The 18,888-nt window shown below is 71.7% G+C and carries 20 protein-coding genes and 1 pseudogene; 9 read left to right on the forward strand and 12 right to left on the reverse strand.

Annotated features, from left to right (window positions below; translation table 11 throughout):
* The first annotated feature begins 16 nt into the window (after positions 1-16).
* Together CCN39_RS01540 and CCN39_RS01545 are read left to right on the forward strand one after the other, a co-directional pair.
* A complete protein-coding gene (locus CCN39_RS01540; protein WP_086838009.1) occupies positions 17-325 on the forward strand; it encodes a hypothetical protein in 309 nt (102 codons plus the stop codon).
* Positions 322-1,632, forward strand: a complete 1,311-nt coding sequence (locus CCN39_RS01545) for a DUF4474 domain-containing protein (protein ID WP_086838010.1) — start codon at positions 322-324, stop codon at positions 1,630-1,632. The genes CCN39_RS01540 and CCN39_RS01545 overlap by 4 nt, the downstream gene beginning before the upstream one ends.
* A 3-nt stretch (positions 1,633-1,635) precedes the next feature.
* Here the strand turns inward: CCN39_RS01545 and CCN39_RS01550 are convergent, their stop codons facing one another.
* From CCN39_RS01550 to CCN39_RS01560, 4 genes are all read right to left on the reverse strand, one after another.
* Positions 1,636-1,905 carry a hypothetical protein gene (locus CCN39_RS01550; RefSeq protein ID WP_143263885.1) on the reverse strand — a complete coding sequence of 90 codons (270 nt, stop codon included), beginning with the start codon at positions 1,903-1,905 and terminating at the stop codon, positions 1,636-1,638.
* Positions 1,906-2,031: 126 nt separating this feature from the next.
* Positions 2,032-2,862: a GAF and ANTAR domain-containing protein gene (locus tag CCN39_RS51495; protein WP_244210569.1), complete on the reverse strand. Its 831-nt coding sequence runs from the start codon at positions 2,860-2,862 to the stop codon at positions 2,032-2,034.
* 167 nt (positions 2,863-3,029) lie between these two features.
* Positions 3,030-3,362: a hypothetical protein gene (locus CCN39_RS51500; protein WP_143263886.1), complete on the reverse strand. Its 333-nt coding sequence runs from the start codon at positions 3,360-3,362 to the stop codon at positions 3,030-3,032.
* Between the two features lie 298 nt (positions 3,363-3,660).
* Positions 3,661-5,079 (reverse strand): wax ester/triacylglycerol synthase family O-acyltransferase, encoded by a 1,419-nt coding sequence (locus CCN39_RS01560; protein ID WP_086838013.1) that lies wholly within the window; start codon positions 5,077-5,079, stop codon positions 3,661-3,663.
* A 307-nt stretch (positions 5,080-5,386) separates the two neighbouring features.
* On the opposite strand from CCN39_RS01560, the gene CCN39_RS01565 reads away from it, so the two are divergent.
* Positions 5,387-5,869 (forward strand): STAS domain-containing protein, encoded by a 483-nt coding sequence (locus CCN39_RS01565; protein WP_086838027.1) that lies wholly within the window; start codon positions 5,387-5,389, stop codon positions 5,867-5,869.
* 133 nt (positions 5,870-6,002) lie between these two features.
* On the opposite strand, the pseudogene CCN39_RS01570 reads toward CCN39_RS01565, so the two are convergent.
* Positions 6,003-6,752 (reverse strand): annotated as a pseudogene (locus CCN39_RS01570) (DUF4389 domain-containing protein); the annotation flags it as partial.
* Positions 6,753-6,832: 80 nt separating this feature from the next.
* Here CCN39_RS01570 and CCN39_RS01575 point away from each other — a divergent pair.
* Both CCN39_RS01575 and CCN39_RS52525 read left to right on the forward strand, forming a co-directional pair.
* A complete protein-coding gene (locus CCN39_RS01575; RefSeq protein WP_086838015.1) occupies positions 6,833-7,420 on the forward strand; it encodes a TetR/AcrR family transcriptional regulator in 588 nt (195 codons plus the stop codon).
* A 348-nt stretch (positions 7,421-7,768) separates the two neighbouring features.
* Positions 7,769-8,488, forward strand: a complete 720-nt coding sequence (locus CCN39_RS52525) for a calcium-binding protein (protein WP_086838016.1) — start codon at positions 7,769-7,771, stop codon at positions 8,486-8,488.
* A 113-nt stretch (positions 8,489-8,601) separates the two neighbouring features.
* On the opposite strand, the gene CCN39_RS01585 is transcribed toward CCN39_RS52525, so the two are convergent.
* Positions 8,602-9,063 (reverse strand): sigma-70 RNA polymerase sigma factor region 4 domain-containing protein, encoded by a 462-nt coding sequence (locus tag CCN39_RS01585; RefSeq protein ID WP_086838017.1) that lies wholly within the window; start codon positions 9,061-9,063, stop codon positions 8,602-8,604.
* Positions 9,060-9,230, reverse strand: coding sequence for a hypothetical protein (locus CCN39_RS50005; RefSeq protein ID WP_158104473.1), 171 nt, complete (start codon positions 9,228-9,230; stop codon positions 9,060-9,062). Before CCN39_RS50005 ends, CCN39_RS01585 begins: the two co-directional genes overlap by 4 nt.
* A gap of 260 nt (positions 9,231-9,490) precedes the next feature.
* On the opposite strand from CCN39_RS50005, the gene CCN39_RS01590 reads away from it, so the two are divergent.
* The gene (locus CCN39_RS01590; protein ID WP_086838018.1) at positions 9,491-10,534 is read left to right on the forward strand and encodes a fatty acid desaturase family protein; all 1,044 of its coding nucleotides are present in this window, start codon (positions 9,491-9,493) and stop codon (positions 10,532-10,534) included.
* A gap of 413 nt (positions 10,535-10,947) precedes the next feature.
* Here CCN39_RS01590 and CCN39_RS01595 read toward each other — a convergent pair whose 3' ends face one another.
* On the reverse strand, positions 10,948-11,817 hold the full coding sequence (locus CCN39_RS01595) for a hypothetical protein (RefSeq protein WP_143263888.1): 870 nt from the start codon (positions 11,815-11,817) through the stop codon (positions 10,948-10,950).
* 628 nt (positions 11,818-12,445) lie between these two features.
* Here CCN39_RS01595 and CCN39_RS50010 point away from each other — a divergent pair.
* Positions 12,446-13,687, forward strand: coding sequence for a hypothetical protein (locus CCN39_RS50010; protein ID WP_158104474.1), 1,242 nt, complete (start codon positions 12,446-12,448; stop codon positions 13,685-13,687).
* A gap of 110 nt (positions 13,688-13,797) precedes the next feature.
* Here the strand turns inward: CCN39_RS50010 and CCN39_RS01605 are convergent, their stop codons facing one another.
* From CCN39_RS01605 to CCN39_RS01615, 3 genes are read right to left on the reverse strand one after another with little or no spacing between them, the layout of a single operon-like run.
* Complete coding sequence (locus CCN39_RS01605; protein WP_086838020.1) at positions 13,798-15,273, reverse strand: glycoside hydrolase family 130 protein; 1,476 nt, start codon at positions 15,271-15,273, stop codon at positions 13,798-13,800.
* Entirely contained in the window at positions 15,270-16,286 is a 1,017-nt protein-coding gene (locus tag CCN39_RS01610) for a glycosyltransferase (RefSeq protein WP_086838021.1), read from the reverse strand. Before CCN39_RS01610 ends, CCN39_RS01605 begins: the two co-directional genes overlap by 4 nt.
* Positions 16,286-17,410, reverse strand: a complete 1,125-nt coding sequence (locus tag CCN39_RS01615) for a glycosyltransferase (protein ID WP_086838022.1) — start codon at positions 17,408-17,410, stop codon at positions 16,286-16,288. The genes CCN39_RS01610 and CCN39_RS01615 overlap by 1 nt, the downstream gene beginning before the upstream one ends.
* A 315-nt stretch (positions 17,411-17,725) precedes the next feature.
* Between CCN39_RS01615 and CCN39_RS01620 the strand changes: the two genes are divergently transcribed.
* The gene (locus CCN39_RS01620; RefSeq protein ID WP_086838023.1) at positions 17,726-17,938 is read left to right on the forward strand and encodes an RGCVC family protein; all 213 of its coding nucleotides are present in this window, start codon (positions 17,726-17,728) and stop codon (positions 17,936-17,938) included.
* Positions 17,935-18,408, forward strand: a complete 474-nt coding sequence (locus CCN39_RS01625) for a DUF5994 family protein (RefSeq protein ID WP_086838024.1) — start codon at positions 17,935-17,937, stop codon at positions 18,406-18,408. Before CCN39_RS01620 ends, CCN39_RS01625 begins: the two co-directional genes overlap by 4 nt.
* Before the next feature lie 181 nt (positions 18,409-18,589).
* Here CCN39_RS01625 and CCN39_RS50980 read toward each other — a convergent pair.
* Positions 18,590-18,888: hypothetical protein (locus CCN39_RS50980; RefSeq protein ID WP_208630101.1), on the reverse strand; the 299-nt coding region annotated here is incomplete at its 5' end.

An 18,888-nucleotide genomic window follows, 5' to 3' on the forward strand; every position in this document is an offset into this window, starting at 1 on the left:
ACGGGGAGGAAATCCGGTGGGCTTCGAAGTCGACGTCGCGGACATCAGCAATGCGGCAGCCAAGCTCGGCGAGGGGAAGCCGCCGACGCTTTCCGCGGGAGGGTCGCCGAACGTCGGGAGCACGGCCCGGGCCGGCGGCTTCGCCGGTGACTACGACGTCTGGCTGGCGACCCGGAAGGACGACCTGGACGCCGCCCAGCAACAGGTCGAGAGCCTCGTCGAAAGCATCCGAACCGCCGTGAAGAGCTACCACGGCGCCGATTCCGAAGCCCGTGACGCCTTCCTGAAGACCCTGGACAGCAGCTTCGAACGGATCGACCGGTGAGCGTTTTCGACAAGATCTTCGCGCTCGCCGACCAGGTGGAGAAGGGCAGCACCACCGAGCTGGACGACCGCGCCCGGGCCTGCCGGGCCACCAAGGAAATGCTCGAGGACACCAAGGCGCTGCTGGAGAACGTGCGCGTCCAGCTGAGCGAGGGCTGGCACGGCGGAGCCGGCGAAGCGGCGCTGAACTCGCTGAACGCGTTCAAGAAGAACCGCGACGACCAGGCCCAGGACCTCGAGGAGTCGGCCAAGTCGTTCGAGGCGATCCGCGACGCGCTCGCGAAGGCCCAGCAGGACGCCCGGAGCAAGCGCGCGGACGCCCAGGCGCTCCAGAAGAAGCTCGACCACGAATGGCACGGCTTCGGGATCCGCCCGGTCGACCTCGCCGCCACCTGGGCGAGGGACAAGGTCCTCAAGGCCGAGGCCCTGGTCCTGCTGGCCGACCTGGAGCGCGTGACCACCACCTACGACGCGATCCTGCTCATCGAGGGCCAGAAGCTCCGGTTCAAGACGGGCCAGGTGTGGGAGCTCGCAGGCTCCGAGAAGCGGAACTACGCCGAGATCGTCGCGATCATGCTCCGCGAGCTGCCCGGCCTCGCCGCGCTGGTGGCGAAGAACCCGGAGCTGCGGGACGCCCTCATCCACGGCGAGTGGGACAGGCTCATGCAGAACCCCGAGGTCGCGCAGAAGATCTACGACTACCTCGGCTTCAAGTACAACGCGGAAGGCGACTTCTACACCACCGGCGAGCATTCGGCGCAGAGCTACTTCGGGTGGCGCGACCTCTTCGACAAGCTCGGGCCGTACCTCGGGATGGAGCTCGACGACACCGGCGCCGACGGCGACAACATGGAGTTCACCGACCCCAAGACGGGGAAGACGTACCGGCTGGAGCTGTGGAAGGGCAGCTACGGCAACCACGGCGCGTTCGGTGGCGAGGTCGGGTTCTACAGCAGTGAAACGCCGAACACCAACGGGCACTTCGACGCCGTCCGGGGTGACGACCAGATCAAGGTGACCCAGACGATCTACAACAAGGGAACCGGCGAGGTCTACTTCACCAACGACGGCCAGGGCGCGGACGGCACCGACAAGAAGCACTTCTGGAACCTGGCGATCCGCACCGAACCCGGCATCGAACGCGGCGACCTCGGCCAGCGCGCCACGATCGAGGTGCGGGACACCGACATGCGCGACCGGATGTACGACGAGATGGCGCGGTGGGCCGCCGCGCACCCCGAACAGCACCTGACCGTGACGAAGGGTTCGGACCACCCGCCCACGCTCAGCTACGACTGGCAGAAGTGACCCCTACCTCGAGGTCACCGGCCTGAACTCGTACGGCTCGTCGTCGTCCTCGTCGCGGCGGCGGGCGGGGGCGGGCTTCCCGGTCAGGCCGGCGAACACCCGGTCGACGTCGACCAGGGCCGCGACCGCGTCGGCGACGTGCTGGCCGTGCCGGTCTTCGATGTCCTCCAGGCCCGCGCGCAACGCCGTGGCGGCGGCGCTTCTGGCCTTGTCACGCAACGCGCTTGCCAGCTCCTCCGGCGTTTCGCCGGAACCCCACCTCGAGTCGGTCATGCCCCCAGCCTAGGGGCCGCGTGCGCCTTGGCGACCGTGGCCGGATTCGCGGAAGGCTTCGCGGTCGTGCGGGGCGGGCAGGCAGTGCAGGAACCGGACGTCCGGGTTGGCCTTCCGGGAGCCCGTTCAGCTCGGGTCGAGGTCGTTCGGTCGGGCCGCTCCCAACGGCGCTGTGGGGCCGGAATTCTCCTGGGACGGCCTTCGCCGCTCGGTGAACAGTTCGTGCGTCCAGGCCCGGTCGTCGAGGATCGTTCGGGCCAGGTCAGCGAGTTTCAGGTGGTGACTGCGTGCGTAGCCGCGCAACGCGGCGAAGGCGCTGTCCATGTCCACGCCCAGGCGGACGGAAAGAACGCCTTTGGCTTGTTCGACGAGCACCCGGCTGGTGAGCGCCAGCTGCAGTTGTTCGGTGACCACGTCCCGGCGGCGGATGGACCGCTCCTGGAGCAGCCCGATCGTGGCGATGTCCACGAGCGCTCGCGCGGTCCGCAGGTCGCCCGGCGGCAGCGCGCCACTGGCGGTCCGGAACAGGGTGAGGGCGCCGATCACGTCGCTGCGCAGCTTCATCGGCATGGCGTCCACGGCGGCGAAACCGGCCTTGCCGGCCGCTTCGGCGAACGTCGGCCAGGTCGTGCCCGCGGTGCTCAGCCGCGGGTGGCTCACCCGGGTGCCCGAGCGGAAGGCGTCGAGGCAAGGGCCTTCGTCGTTCTGCAGCTGGAGCAGTTCCAGCAGGCGGACCTGCTCGCTGGAGGAGGCGATCAGCCGGAGCCGTCCGTGGTGGTCGGACAGCTGCAGGCCGGCCGCGTCGACCTCGAGCAGCTCGACGCAGCGGTCCACCAGGACCTGGAGGAAGGCGATCGTGTCGAAGTCGTCGACCAGGGTGTCGGCGAGCTCGACGAAGGTTTCGATGAGGCGGTTGCCGCCGGGAAGAGAGCTGTCGGACGCCGGTGTGGTCACCACTGGCCGCTTCTTCCGCCGGAAGGCGACCGGTGGGCCTCGTTGGTGCGCACGTCCGACTGGACGGCGATCATCCCGGTGGTCCGGTGGACTCGTGCCTCGTGCGGGGGCAGGGTTCTCGCCGTCCTCGGCTCGGTGGGGCACAGTGTGGTTTCCGGCGATCGGCACGATCAGGGCGGCTCCGGCGGAAGCCCCTCGTCGCACGCGTGGTCTCCGGGCGCGAGGGACTGGCCGGTGGGCAGGGAAGAGAGCGAGCCGGGGCGGTTCGCGTTCCAGGTCAGCAGCCGCCGGAGCTGCTCGGGCGTGAGGGCCGCACGGCGGGCGAGGGTGGTCAGGCCCGCGTGGTGCAGTCCCGGCTGGGTGCCGGCCCGGGAGAGCCGGCCGAGCCAGAGCTGCTCGTCGACCCACGCCGCCCGGCCGCGGTCGGTGAGCAGGTGGAGGTGTTCGGAGCAGCAGACCGTCACCGGGCGCCAGCCGTCGCACCCGGGATCGAGCTCGTCCACGACCGAGGAGTCCGGAACCAGGGAACCGATCGCGCTTCTCGGAGCGATTGCCTGCCCGCAGAAGTCGCAGATGCGAGCCGGGGCCTGTCCCGGTCCGTCGAACACGTGCCGTCGTGCCGTGTGCACAGCCGCCTCCACATGAGGTGAAACGCGGTCCGAGCCCCGATCCGGGGTCTGGGGCGTGCAAGGCTCGAGTCGTCCTGGTCGCGACCTGACCAGCATGGCACATCCGGCGGGGCCGGACGTTGCTTGTTCGTCACATCTCTCTTCCCGAGGTACGGAGAACCCGGGCGGCACGTCACCTCGGCGAACGGGTGGCTCCCGGCGCGCGGTCGCCGATCGAGGTCCGTGCGGCGATGGTCATGGTCGCGATGTCCCGTTCGATCGCCGAGGCCAGTGCCGCGGTGTCCGGGACGCTCGCGAAGTCCGACGTGATGCCGAAGGCCATCCGGTCGCAGTAGGTGAGCACGGCCACCCCGACGCGCAGCTGCAGCGCGATCGGGACGTAGGGGTACAGCTCGACGATCGGCCGGCCCAGCAGCGACAGCGGCCGGCGCGGCCCCGGGATGTTGGTGGCCACGGTGACGATGTTGCGCTGGGGGATCTTCGCGGCCGCGCGGACGGCCCAGGCGATCGGGGCGAACGGTCCTCGCTGGGCCGACGCGGTGACCGCGGCGCCGGCTCCGGCGCCGTCGTCGGCTTTGAGGCCGGCGAGGCGGCGGTGCACGGTCAGCAGGCGGGCCACCGGATCGACGACGTCGACCGGCAGCAGCGGGAGCATCAGCGAAATCTGGTTGTCGACGACGTCGTGGTCCCCGGCCGCCCGGACGGACACCGGCACGAGGGCGCGCACGCTGTCGGCCGCCGGTCGCTCGCCGCGATCCAGCAGGAGTTCCCGGAAGCCGCCGCTGATCACGGCCAGCACGACGTCGTTGACGGTCACCTCGAAGGCGCGGCTGATCTCCCGGACGTCCTGCAGCGACGCGTGGGCGAGGGTGTACCGCCGCTGACGCTGGATCGGGCCGGTGAGGAAGGACGGCGCGGCGGGGATCAGGGCCGCGGCGAGCGAGCCGAGGCCGCGGGCGGTGGCGGCGACGCGGCGAACGAGCCGGTCCGGGCTGAGCAGCTGCTTCCCGAGGGAGCCGAGCCGGGAGAACGGGCTGCTCGCCAGCTCGCCGAGTGCGGTCCACAGGACCTGCGCGGTGCCCGGTTCCGGGGCGGGTTCTTCGTCGTCGCGGGGGCCCGGCGGGGTGCCGGCGAACAACACGGCCTGCAGGGCGTTGGCCGAGATCCCGTCGGCGAGGCAGTGGTGCAGCTTCGACAGCACCGCCCAGCGATCGCCGGGCAGCCCCTCGATCACCCAGAACTCCCAGAGCGGCCGGTCCCGGTGGAGCCGCTCGGTCATGATCAGGGCCACGAGGTCGGCCAGCGCCGCGTCGTCGCCCGGAGCGGGCAGCCCGATCCGGAAGAAGTGTTGCCGTGGCGCGAAGTTCTCGTCTTCGACCCACATCGGCGCGCTGAGGTCGAACGGCACCCGCCGGATCTTCTGGCGGTACCGGGGAACCATGGGCAGCCGGGCGGAGATGGCGTCCACGAAGTCCTGCTGGTCCGGCGCGGGACCCTCGGCCACGGCCACCGAGGCGATCGCGAGCGAGGCGTTGCGGTCTTCGTCTTCGATCTCGAGGAAGGCCGCGGCGAGCTGGCTGAGCTGTTCCATGATGTCCTCAATGGACTGCTTCGTGGGGAGCCCGGGGCGGGCCAAGCGCCGACCGTGCGAAATGCTCCCGGAAGCCCCGACGATACACGCACGGCCCGCATCGCCCGCATGGCAAGGCGTCCGGGACCGAAGTTCGCCCGAACGATCACGGCCACCGGTTCCGCGGCGCGGTATGCTACCGAGGACAGCGCCGAAGTGCCGAGTCCCCGCTCTTGCGACGACCGCCAGCCGACGACCGGACGTCCACACCAGGCCCGCGCAGTGTCCGATGTGGTCAGAGCCGGACGGCAACGCCTGGAGCGAACTCATGAAACTCAGCGCGCTGACCATCCGCCGTGGCCGGGATTTCGCACCGGAACCGTTGGTGCTGATCATGTTCGGCCCGCACGGGGCCCCTTCGCCCGTTCCGGGCCTGAGGCTGTCGGAGGAGCTGGTCGGCCGTACCGCGGTCTTGGCCCTGGAGGGCGAGTTCGACCTGTTCACCGCGCCCGAGGTCGGCCGGGTCCTCGACCGGATCCTGCGCCGGTGCCCGCGGCGGCTCGTGGTGGACCTTTCGCAGGTCAGTTTCCTGAATTCGGCCGGGCTCGAGGTGCTGATCGCCTGCCACCGCCAGGCCGCGCCGCGGACCGATCTCCGCATCGTGGCGACGACGCGGGCGACGTGGCGGCCCATCCAGATCGCCCGCCTGCACGAAACCCTGGTCGTCCACGCCTCGCGCGCGGCCGCTGTCGCCGCTCCTGTGCCCAGGGATGTGCTTCCGAGCCGCTCGCTCGCGGCAGATTCGGCCTGACCGTCACGAAAACGGAACGGCGAAGACCGGCGCGGCGTACCGCGCCGGTCTTCGCGCGGAAGCCGTACCCGGCCAAGCGGGTCGGGTACGGCAGCCCGTCATCATGTCCCGGCCGGTTCTCCCGTCACGGACCCGTGTGGCCCGCGGGCATGGGCGTCTCGGTGGGTTCCGTGGGGGTGGGAACGCCGGGCTCGTCGCCGCCGGTGTCGAGGCGGAACGGCGGGTACCGGTCCGTCATCAGCGCGGCGTAGGCCGCGACGCGCAGGCCCCAGCGCTGGATGCCGACGATGAAGTCGAACAGCGGGCGGGGGTAGCTGCCGGTGAACGTCAGGGTGATGGCGGCGATCAGCACGAGCAGGCCGACGAGGCTGCCGCCCCAAGCCCAGCTGCGGCCGTCGAGTCCCCACGCGGCGCCGGTCCCGCCGCCGAGGAGGATCGCGAGGACGAGGTAGTGCGGGATGGCCAGCAGCCACCACTTGACCAGCACGAGCCCGCGGGAGAGCCGCTCGGGGTACTCGACGCTCAGGGTGGCGGGGTAGCCGGGTTCTTCGCGGAGGCTGAACGGCGGGTAGCGATCGGTGCCGAGGGCACCGTAGCCGTAGTAGTTCACCCGCCAGCTCCAGCGCAGCACTCCGACGTTGAAGTCGAAGATCTTCCGAGGGTAGCGGCCGGTGATCAGGATGGCGAAGAACGCGACGATGCCGAGCACCCAGAACGCGGCCCACAGCACGATGAGGACCAGCACGTGCGGCACGAGGAGCAGCCATTTCACCAGCCACAACCCGCGTGACACCGGGGCGTCCAGCACTGCCCGGACGCGCACCGGGTAGGACCGGTCCGGCGTGCCGGGGCCGCGTGGTTCCGGATGAACGGTTCCGTTCATGTCGTCGCCTCAAATCTGTACGATGTACAATAACTGTACGCTGTACAAAGACGATCCGATACGGGCTACCGGGAGGAAAAGTGGACAAAAAGGGCCGCCCGGGTCGTCGGCGGACGCTGAGTGAGCAGGACATCCTCGACGCGGCCCTCGCCCTGCTCGCCGAAGGTGGCGCGGACGCGGTCACGATCCGGGGGATCGCGGCCCGGGTCGGGGTGGCCCCCAATGCGGTGTACACCTATTTCCCGGACAAGGTCGCGGTGGTGCGGGGGCTGGCGGAGCACCTGCTCGGCCGGGTCAACCACGACCGGTTCGCCGATCCGTCGCAGAGCTGGCGCGACCGCATCCGGGCCTTCGTCCTCGAGTTGCGGGCCGAACTGCTGGCCCATCCCGGATCGGTGCACCTCATGCTCAGTCACCCACCCGACGGGCCGCACACGCAGGCCGTGCGCGAAACGCTGCTGACCATCCTGGCCGACGCCGGCCTGGGGCGGGCCGCCGCCGATGCGTCCCACCTGATCAACACCCACCTCCTGGGCTCGGTCGCCTTCGAGGTCGCCGCGCCACCGGACGACCCCGAAACCGGAACCGCCCGTTTTCGCTGGGCCGTCGACCGCCTGCTCGACGGACTCGCCGCACACGTCGCGACCGCCCGGTCCGCCCCGCGGTGACCGCGCGGCCCGTTTCGCGGAAATGCATCCGCGGCCCATTGTCGTCGGTGTCGCCGTCGGCCCACAATCACCGTGTCATTTCGGGAAAGTGTGCGTCCGTTCGGGGGACAGCGGTATTGATCCGGGTGGGCGCCGGAGTAGGTTCGTGTGTCGTTGCCCCGGACCTCGGTGACGTGATATGTCCGCGATGCTCGCGGAGTCGGATCACGAGCCGAGGTTTTTCGTACCCGGGAAGCAGCCGTCGAAACCGCGGCGGAAGTGGATGGCTCGTGGTTCGCACAACTCAGTCACGTTGGCGCGGCGCGTCAAGGTGAGACAACGCTGAATTGCGTTCCAGGGAATGAAGTCATGAGAATTCGACAGGCTCGATTCCGCCGAGGGTTCGTCGCCGCGGTCGTTGCGGTCCCGGCCATCTGGATGATCGCCCCGCCGGCCGCTGATGCCGCCGTCAACTGCGTCGTGGGCGCCGGGGTGACCCAGACCGACACGACCGTGACCGGAAGCCCCGGCAACGACACGATCGACTGCGGCGGCACCAATCCCGGCAAGACCATCAACGGCAACGGCGGGAACGACACGATCACCGGCTCGGACTTCGACGACACGATCGACGGCGGTGACGGGAACGACACCCTCACCGGCGGCACCGGAAACGACACCCTCACCGGCGGCCTGGGCATCGACACGATCTCCGGCAGCGCCGGCAACGACACCCTCATCGGCGCGTCCAACGACGGCAGCCAGGACAGTCTCGACGGGGGCCTCGGCACCGACACCTGCCAAGGCCCCGCACCGGACCCCGACATCCACGCCGGCTGCGAGAACACGAGCACCCCGCCCACGGCGGGCCCGGGCTCGGGTACGGCGAACGCCACCCAGCTCTGCACCGCCACCGGCGGCGTGTTGTCCCTCACCGTGAGCCCGGTCGGGTACGTCTGCGTGTTCAACCCCCTCAGCCCCACCGACCGCCGGGTCACGGAGGCCCGCCGGATCTGCACCGGGGCCGGCGGGACGTTCGTGAGCCTGCTCCCGCTGAGCTACGCCTGCCTCCTCCCGGCCACGCCGTAGACCACGCTGATCCGGTCGTCCGCACCGGGACGAACGGGATCGACCAGGACGGCCGCGCCGCGGGGGAGAGCGCGGCCGTTCGGCGTCGAGGGCCGTCGCCCGGCAGAGCCTCTTCACGCGGGCAGCGTGGCCTTCGAAGTCACGGTCCGCAGCGCGCCCCGCAGCAGCCGGGCGATCTGGGGGGACGTCCAGCCGGTGCGGGTGGCGAGTTCGGCCGTCGTGAGGTGGTCCACCGCCGTCGACCACAGGGCGAAGCGCTGGCGAGGCGGCAGCAGCGTCACTTCGTCGAGCAGTACCGCGTCCCGCAGGGCCGCGTCCAGCCGCGGCCGGTCGATCCGCCGGCCCAGGTCGGCGCGCAGGTCGGTCAGGACGCGTGCGCGCACCTGCCGCCCGGCGTCCACGACCGCCCGCGGCTCGGTGACATCCGGCTGTGCGCAAAGGATCCGGCTGCACAACTTGACACTCGTCCGCCGGGATTGGCCGGTCTGGCACGCGACCCGGTAGACCAGGGTCAGCATCCGGCCGGGCAGGTCGACCTCCGCGGATTCCCACGCCGGCACCGGGCCGGCCGTCATCCGGTCACCTTCGGCCGCGCTGCATCCGAGGGCAGGTGGCCGAGCAGCCAGACGAGTTCCGCGGCGTCGATGATCCCGGCGTCCGCGGCGCGGATCCAGGCGTCGGCCGCTCGCCGGATGAACTCCTGGGTGATGAGGGGTTTCGTCGTGTCCTGGACGCTGGTCATGAGTCGCTCCGGTGGGCGGGTGACGCTTGTTCGGCCACCGGGGTCCGGGGTTGCCGCGACGTGCTGCTCTTCCGAATTCTAGGCCGACTGCCGCCGGGGAGCGAATGCGGTGATCGGGACCCCTCTCCCCGCCGGCCGCCCTGACGATTCCTGTGGTGCCGGTCCGGTCTCGTTTAGTGCGTGGATCCGCAGGGAATCCGGGCCGGGTTGCGAACATGTGGTCGCCCCGGTCCCCGGCGCCATGACTGGGAAGGACTTCCATGGTTGCGTCTCCGGAGAACGTCGGCGTTCGCGCGAAGTCGCGTAACGACTTCGGTGATCTTGCCCGCCTCGTGCGGGGTGAAGGCCTGCTCGACCGTCGCCACGGTTACTACGCGGTGAAGATCGGTCTCACGCTGCTCGCGCTGGCCGGCGGGTGCGTCGCGTTCGCGGTGCTGGGCGATTCGTGGTGGCAGCTGGCCACCGCGGTGTTCTTCGCGGTGGTGTTCGCCCAGATCGCGTTCCTCGGCCACGACGCCGGCCACAACCAGATCTTCCGCACCGGGCGCGCCAACGACCGCGTCGGCTACGCGTTCGGCGGCCTCGTCGGGATGAGCTACGGCTGGTGGATGGGCAAGCACCGACGCCATCACGCCAATCCCAACCACGAAGGCGACGATCCCGACATCGACATCCCGCTGCTCGCCTTCACGCGGGGACAGTCGGCCGGGAAGAGCGGGTTCGTGCGCTGGACTTCGAAGCACCAGGCGGCATTGTTCTTCCCGTTGCTGTTGCTGGAAGGGCTGAGCCTGCACTGGGCAGGCATCCAAGCGGTGTGGCGCGGGGAGACCAAGGCGCGGCGGCTGGAAGCGGCGCTGCTGTTCGCGCACTTCGGCAGCTACCTCGGTGCGGTGTTCGTGGTGCTGTCCCCGCCGGTGGCGGTCGCGTTCATCGCGGTGCACCAGGGGCTGTGGGGGATCTACCTGGGCTGTTCGTTCGCGCCGGGCCACAAGGGCATGCCCACCTTCACCGGCGAGACCGAGCTCGACTTCCTGCGCAAGCAGGTGCTCACCAGCCGCAACGTGCGCGGCGGTCCGTGGGTCGACTTCACGCTCGGCGGGCTGAACTACCAGATCGAGCACCACCTGTTCCCCGGCATGCCGCGCCCCAACCTGCGCCGCGCGCAGCCCCTGGTGCGGGCGTTCTGTGCCGACCGCGGGATCGACTACGCCCAATGCGGACTGTTGAAGACCTACCACCACGTCCTGCGCCACCTGCACGACGCGAGCGCGCCACTCCGGGCGAGGAGCGCACCCGCCCGGTAGCCCGCGAGCGGCCCGGCGGTCGGCACGGGCTCGGGTGCCGTCGGCCTGGATCCCGCCCGGCCGGCACGAGCCGTGGCGACGGGCCTGCGGTCTCGGCGCCCCGGGAACGCGGCCAGCGGGGGTGAACACCCTCGGCCGGCCCGGGCTACCCGTCCCGGTGGGGATTCTCGCCGGCGGATTGGTTCAGCACGACCCCCGCCGGCCGTGGAGGTCGCGGGGGTCGTGGTGGCCGAGCTGTGGTGCTACAGCGGCAGGAGGGGGAGGAGGACGGCGCCGGCGGCGCTGGTGATCGCGACTACGGCGCCGTTGACGATGCCGACGACGGAGTCGATCAAGCCGCCGATGATGACGATGCCCATGATGGGTTCTCCTTTGTGTTCGGTGGGATCTTCTTGGGGGCTTAGGTGCGGTGGTCAGCCGGTGCAGCCGGGGACCGCGGGAACGCTGCCGACGCAGTTGTTGGGGGTGTTGGCGGTGATGGGGGCGTTGGTGGTGGTCATGGTGCCGCCCTGGCGGTAGACGCCGCCGGAGTTGCCCAGGAGCAGCAGGGCGTGGTTGTCGGTGACCGCGGTTCGGGTGAGGGTGGTGGCGGTGGAGCCGACCGCGGAGATGCCGCCGCCGCGGCCGGCGCTGTTGCCGGTGATGAACAGCGGGCTGCCGGAGACACCCGTGACGGAGAGGGTGCCGCGGAGGCCGTTGTAGATGGCGCCGCCGTCGCCGAGGAGGGTGGTGTTGCCCGACAGCGGGCTGTTGGTGAACGTGGCGGCGGGTGCGGTGCCGGTGGGGGTGTCGGCGTTGGCGAGACCGCCGCCGTTGCCGGAGGCGGTGTTGCCGGTGAGGGCGCTTCCGGTCAGGGTGACCGCGCCGCGGTTGAGGATGCCGCCGCCGTTGCCGAGGACGTTGCCGCGGGTGAAGGCGACCCCGGTGGTGAGGGTGAGATTGCCGGTCGGGCCGACTTCGGCGATGCGGAACATGCCCAGGCCGAGCAGTGAGGCGTTGGTGATGGTGGCGGGGCCGGTCATCTCGATCGGCGTGGTGATGACCGGGAGGGCGTTCGCGGCGCCGCCGTGGGCGGTGGTCATGCCGTAGGTGCAGCCACCGGCCAGGACGAGGGTGTCGGAGGTGGGGGTGGAGTTGGCCAGGTCGACCGCCGCGACGAGGGCGTTTTCGCTGCAGGCCACCGGAATGGTGATGGCCTGCGCCGCCGGGGCCAGCACTACCAGGCCGCCGGCCGCGAGGCCGGCTCCGAACACGATCCTGGCTATGGCGTGAGCGTTTCTCATGACGATTTCTTTCCTGGAACGCAATAGTGGTGGGGCTGCGGCGCGCCGCGCCGGCAGGAGAATTCCCGGAGGTCGTCCTGGTGCACCGAACGGGCCAGGTGGGATTTGTCCACAAAAATAGACCTCGGTTCCCGGCCTGCGCCGCAATGATGGAGAGCAGGTCGGATACCGAGGTCTGGGGTAACGGGAGTCAGCCTATCCCCGTCGGCCGGATGATCGATACCGGGGTCCCCCGAATGGCGGCACGCAAAGGAGTTCAGTTGCCACATCTGCAACGATGTGAATGCTGCCGCGCGATTAATCGGATTCTTCGGATCCGGATTCATGTTTCGGTGGATATCCTCGCGGAGGAGTGAACTGTCTTTTTTCGGTTGCCAACTGTCCGCGACGGGACGAGGGTGGGGCTCGGGAGTACTGGCAGACCTTGTCCCGGATATCCGGAACGGAAATGCCATCGTCAACGTGGCTGTCAGCCGCACTCCCGCTTCCGTGGCTTCAGCCCGGATCCCCTCAACACCATGAAGGTTTTCCCATGAGATCAAGCGCACGCACCACTACGGCTCGTCGAACCCGCACCGGCCTCATCGGACTGGGTACCGCCGCCGGGTTCGCCTTGATCGTCCCTGGCGTGGCCCACGCCGACCCGGTCGGCTGCACCCGTGTCTTCAACGGTTCGGGTGACACCGTCACCTGCACCGCCGGCATTCCCGCCGGGCAGTTCCTCACCGGCACCGCCGGCAACGACTTCGTCACCGTCACCGGTGGGCCCATGGGCGGCACCATCGACGCCTTGGCCGGCAACGACACGGTCACCATGACCGGCACGGCGGGCACCACCGGTGCTCCCGGCGGCGCGGGTGGGTCCGGCACGAGCACCAGCCCGGCCGGATTCGCCGGCGGTGCCGGCGCGGCAGGCGGCGTCGGTGGCCTCGCGCTGGCCGGCACCGGCACGGTCAACGGCGGGGACGGCGCCGACAGCGTCACCGCCACCGGTGGCGCCGGTGGGACCGGTGGCCTCGGCGGTACCGGCGGAGCCGGAGTCCTCGGCGGAGCGGGTGGTGCCGGTGGAGTCGGCGGCGCGGGCGGCGCGGGCGGCCAGGCCGGCGTCGGCGTCATCCACGGCGGCCTCGGCAACGACACGGTGAAGGTCACCGGTGGCGCGGGCGGCGCCAGTGGCGCCGGTGCGCTCGGCGGCCCGAGCGGACCCAGCGCCGGAACCGGTGGCGTCGGCGGCGTCGGGGGCGCGGGCGGCGTGGGAGGGATCGGTCTCGGCAGTTCGGGGATCGTCAGCGGTGACGACGGCCTCGACGGCATCACCGTGGCCGGCGGCGCCGGAGCCAATGGCAGCGCGGGCGGAAACGCCGGTGCGGGTCACGGCGGTGGCGCGGGCGGTTTCGGCGGCGTCGGCGGAGCGGGCGGGATCGGCAGTTCCGGTTCCGTCACCGGCGATGCGGGCAATGACACCCTGAAGGTCACCGGCGGGACTGGCGGCCTCGGCGGGACCGCGGGCCAGGGTGGCCACGGCATCGGCGGTGGCCAGATCGGCGGCGCCGGTGGCGGTGGCGGTGCCGGTGGCGCCGGCGGCGTCGGCAACAGCGGGACCGTCAACGGCGGCCTCAACGACGACATCCTCACCGTGACCGGTGGCAACGGCGGTAACGGTGGCACCGGTGGCGGTGGCGGGAACGGCTGCAACCCGGCCGCTGGTGGAGCTGGTGGCGCCGGCGGGACTCTCGGCGCCGGTGGCGTCGGCAGCTCCGGCACCGTGGCCGGTGGCGGTGGCACCGACACCATCGTGACGGTGAACGGCATCTCCGGGTTCAACGGCATCGGCGGTGCGTCCGGCGTCACGGTCGTGTGCTTCGTCTGATCACGACTCTCGCTGAACCCAGCCTGGCAGGGGCGGCTCCGGCCGTCCCTGCCGGGCTGTTCGCCGTCCAGGTCGAGCAGCGGGAACACGAACGGCTCACCGGGACGCGGTCACGCGCCCGCTTCTTCGAGCCGGGCGATGAGGGCGTCCACCGGTACGGTGGCCACGGCGACCCGGGCGTCGCTGCTGCCGTAGGGCAGCCAGAGCGTGCCGTCGTGGATCATCCCGCCGCAGGAGTAGACGACGTTCGGGACGTAGCCGTCACGCTCGTCCTCGTCCGGCAAGAGCAGCGGTTCGGGCAGCGCGCCCAGGATCCGGGCCGGGTCGGCGAGGTCGAGCAGGAGGACCCCGATGGCGTAGGTCCGCATCGGGCCGACGCCGTGGGTGAGCACCAGCCAGCCCGCCGGCGTTTCCAGTGGCGAGCCGCAGTTGCCGACCTGCAGCAGCTCCCAGGCCGCCGTCGGGCCGTGCAGCGGCACCTCGCCGGACCACGATCGGCCGTCGGGCGAAGTCGCCAGGCTCATCGTTTCCCCGTCCCCGCGGCACAACGCGAGGCGGGTGCCGCCGACGAGCCGGGGGAACAGCGCCATTCCCTTGTTGCGGGCCGCCGGGCCGGTGAGAGCGAACGCGCTGAACGACGTCAGGTCGGCGCTTTCCAGCAGCCGCGGCGTCACGGTGGCGCCGTTGTAGGCGGTGTAGGTGGCCCGATAGCCGGTCTCGCCCGTGTCGGCGGTGAAGCGGACGAAGCGGGCGTCTTCCATGCCGTGGCTTTCGGTCGCGCCGACCGGCCACAGCAGCCGTTGGGCGAGGTCGGTGTCGCCGGGAAAGCGCACCGTGTACCCGGCGGCGGCGAGCTCGCGGATGTGCTGGGTCGTGCCGGCCGCCCCGGCGCGTTCGAGCAGGCGCGGATCGAGTGTCGCGAGCGCGTGGTCGAGGTCGTGCTGGCCGAAGGGATCGGGGAGGGTCGCGGTCACCGTGGCGGTGATCTCGTTGTCGCAGTCGTCGTGTTCCAGTGCGGCGCGCAGCCACGATCGGCTCCAGGAGTCCGGTTGGCGCTCGCCCGTGCTCACCGGTCCGGTCCGGGGGTGCCACTCGGCGCGGGTGCCCGGCCCCAGGACGCCGGTGGCGAACCCGATCGAGGAGATGTGCCCTTCGCCGATCCCGCGCAGGCTGAGCGCCACTCGCACCTGCCCGGGCGACAGCCCGTCCTGCCGGGGGTGCGCCACCAGGGACGGGTTGCACAGCGCGGCCGCCTCGACCGCGTACTCGTGCGTGAAGCACGCGCCGAGGAGCAGCCGGCGCTGGGGGCTGAGGGAGCGGGAGGCGACGAGCCGGTGGCTCATGATCGATGCGTGGTGTTCGAGGACCTCGAGCAGGTCCCGGTGACGGCCGGAGAAGCCGGCCAGGACCCGGTCCACTGTGGAACCGACCGAACTCTCCGGCAGGGCGAGGACCCGCGCGATCAGCGCACCCGCCCGCGACCGGGTCTCCGGCGCTTCCTCACCGGGCACGAACAGCTTCGTCACGACCCGCGTCGGATCGGGCCGGAACCCGGCCGGGTGCCGGGTCACCAGTCCCGCGCTCACGCCGTACCGGAGCCGGTCAGCGCGCCGGCGCGCAGCCGCGGCAGCTGGAACGCGGCGAGCATCGCCAGCATCGATTCGGCACCCTGGTTGCGGTTGACGCCGTCGGCGCGGAGCCCGTCGCCGCAGCCGCCGGTGTCGCGGTCCAGCAAGGGCACGCCGGCGTCGTTGGTGCCCAGGAACCAGGCGCGGGCCAGGTCCACAGTGGACGCCCAGCGGGCGTCGCCGGTGACGGCGTGGGCCCGGGCGCAGGCCGCCGCGAGCGCGGCCACCTCGATCGGCTGCTGGTCGAACCCGGGCGGCGACTCGCGTGGCGCCCAGCCGCCGGCGGGCACCACCGACAGCCGGCCCTCCCTGGTCTGCCGGTCCACCAGCCAGTCCAGGGCGCGCAGGCCGTCGGCGAGTACGTCCGGGGCGGGCAGCAGCGCACCGGCGGCGATCAGGACCTCGGCGACCGCGGCGTTGGCGTACTCCAGCCGGGGCTCGGGCCACGGCCAGTCCGGGCCGGCGGGAATCGGCCCGATCCTCGTGACGGCGGCGCCGAGCAGCGCCCGCGCCGGCTCGTGCGCCGGGAACCGGGTGAGCACCTCGGCGGCACCCAACGCGGCGAACACCATGGCCCGCAGGTCCGGGGACCGGCGGCGGGCGCCCGCGTCGAACAGCAGCCGGGCTTCGGCGCGCAGCCACCCGCGTCCGGCGTGTGCCGCCGTACTGCCGAGCCCCCAGAGCGCGCGGCCCCACCAGTCGCCGAGACCCGGGGCGTCCCGCCAGCCGCGGTCGTAGCCGAGCCGGTTGCGGAAGCGGCCGTGTTCGTGCGCGTGCGCGGTGAAGGCGAAGAGCGTTTCCTGCACCCGTGACAGCTGGGGGGTCAGGTCCTGTTCGCGGCTCAGCACGACCAGGCCGCGGGCGGCGTCGTCGAGGCAGTATCCGTGCTCGCGCCGCGGGATGGCCCCGCAGGCGTGCTCGAAGAGACCGACGTCGTCGGACATGCGCAGCAGGTGACGGTCGTCCAGCATCACGCCACGACCCGGGGCCGGGCGGACACGAGCTCGGCGCCGAGCCGGCTGTACTGCGCGGCCACCGACGCCCAGCCGAGGCTGCCGGCGGCGATCCCGGCGGCCGCGGCCATCCGGCCCGCCGCGGCCCGGTCGGTGAGGATCTCCTGGAGCGCGTCCGCGATGGCCGCCGGATCCCGGTGGTCCACGAGCAGGCCCGCACCGCCGGAGAGCAGCTCGACGGCGTGCGGGAAGCGGGTCGCCACGACCGGTGTCCGCGAGGTGACGGCTTCGATGAGCACCCCGGAGGTGACCTGGTCGCGGGAGTCGTAGGGCAGGAGGACCACCTCCGCGTGGGCCACCAGGCGCCGCAGCGACGCGGCGGCGAGGTAGCGGGCGTCGAACCGGACGCGGTCCCGCACGCCGAGCCGCTCGGTCCGGAGCATCAGCGCCCGGCGGTAGCTTTCTCCCTGCTGTGCCTGCACTTTCGGGTGGGTGCGGCCGGCCACCAGGTACCGCGGCTCCGGCCACTGGGCGGGCAGCAGGGCCATCGCCTCGATACCCCATTCGATGCCCTTGCCGGGGCCGAGCAGGCCCCAGGTCAGGATCTGGCGGTGCTGGCTGTGGTGCGGCGCCGCTGCCGGGCCACCGTTGTCGGGGGCGCCGTGCGGGATCACCACGAGCCGGCCGGCGGGGACGGCGTAGCCGGCGACGAGCCGGGCGCGCGCGGTCTCGCTCATCACCACGACCGCGGCCGCGGCGGCGAGCACACCGTCGAGGACCGCCCGCTGGTGCGGTGTCGGCGCGCTGAGGACGGTGTGCAGCACGACGATCGCCGGCACGCGCAGCAGTTCCAGGACGCGCAGGACCTCTTCCCCGTCCGGACCGCCGTAAATGCCGTATTCGTGCTGGACGATCGCCACGTCGTCCCGGTCGAGCAGGCTCGCCGCCGCGTGGCAGCTCGCCGGCGAGCCGGCCACCAGGTCCCCGACGACTTCGGGGCCGCCCGCGGGCGCCGCGGACTCGACCGCACGGACCACCCCGCCCGCGGAGCCCGGCGGCAACGCGGCGCGCAGCGAGGCGGTGAACGACGCGAGGCCGCAGAGCGTGGGCGGATAAGTACTCAGGAGACCGAACGTGATCACACGGGCCCTTCGGGTCGGCGGCTGCGCACGGCAGCCGCGGTGGACGGTGCTGCCCGGAACCCACCGGGCGGGCCGCGCCGGAGGTCATGCGACGACTCTCTTTCGTCGCGCGGGCCCGGGCCTAGAGTCGTGTGACCTTTTTTCGAGGGGCGTTCGGCGGCCGGCGCGGCGCGTAGGATGGAGCTGTCGCCCCGGACCTCGGCGTATTCGATGGAGCCGGGATTCGAAGCCGGAATATCCAGTGAGTCCGGGCTCTCGTCGTCCGATCAGCGGACCGCGCCGGCGTGGCCAGCCATCTGAAAAGGAGAATCCGGTATGTCGAGGAACGATGTCGAATCGGGCGTCGCCGTCGCGGAAATCGGCGATCCGGTGGTGACCGCCTGTGCGGTGTGTCCCCATCCTGCCGAATCGCACGACGTGATCGCGCGCCGATTCTGCACGGCCACGCAGGCGGGTGCGTTCAACCGCGGCTGCGTCTGTTCGGGCGGACCGGAAAAAGCGGCCGCCGCGATGCGTGTCCGGAAATGACGTTCCTGTCGGACAGCACCGCTGGTCCCGTCATCGGCTCCCCGGCCGTCGAGGAGCGGCTGCGGGTGAAACCGCCGGGTGCGGTCAAGGGCTGCTTCGACGGCGCCTGGTGGCCACGCTCGCGGGAACCGGTCGCGGAATTCAGCGCCCTGGTCACCGCGCTCGCCGCGGACTCGGGCCCGGTGGACCGGATCGGCTTCAACCCGGGTGTGTGGGACCTGGCGCCCCGGAAACTCGCGCTCGAAAGCGGTTTCGTCCGGCTGGCGGGGTTCTTCGGCCTGGATCGGCACACGATCGTCGTGATCGGACCGCACATCCACCGGTTGACCCTGCTGGTGGTCCCGCCCGGCGCCGATCCGGCCGCGGCGGAACGAGCGCTGGAAGCGGCCGCCGCGCCGGACGCGGAGGGGTCCGCCGTGCTGATCCTGACCACCAGTGGGGCCCTCGGCCCGTCCACCGGGACGGCTTGAGCGCCACCTCCGGCGGGCCATGGGTCCCGCCCACTGGTGACCAACGGCAGGCGCGCGGGACGGCCGCCGTCCGCGATGCTGGAGTGGTACAGATCCCCGACGTCCGGAGCCGGGCGATTTCGCGCGCGGGCGTCGCAGCGTCCACATGGGACTGGACTGGCTCCGAGACGGCCGACGGACCCTACGTCGTGCTCGCCGCCGGTGGCGTGCCGGTTCTGGCGGTCCTGGCCGCGCGGTCGGGCCGGGACGGGGGCTCGACGTCCGGTGCTGTGAGGCCGTCGGCGGGGTCCAGTCCGAGGATGGCGAGCAGGGTGGCGCAGTCGCCGGCGTCGTCCGCCGCCGACGCGACCACACGGGCGCCACGCCTGCGTTGCTCGCGGCTGAGGGCGAACGGGTCCGGCTGCCTGGGTGGGGCTACCTTCGGCTGCCTCATCGGCGTGGGGACACGGGAGGTGGGGCTCGCCGGGGACCCGGCGCTCC

The sequence above is a fragment of the Amycolatopsis kentuckyensis genome, assembly GCF_002155975.1.
Classification (GTDB): Bacteria; Actinomycetota; Actinomycetes; order Mycobacteriales; family Pseudonocardiaceae; genus Amycolatopsis; species Amycolatopsis kentuckyensis.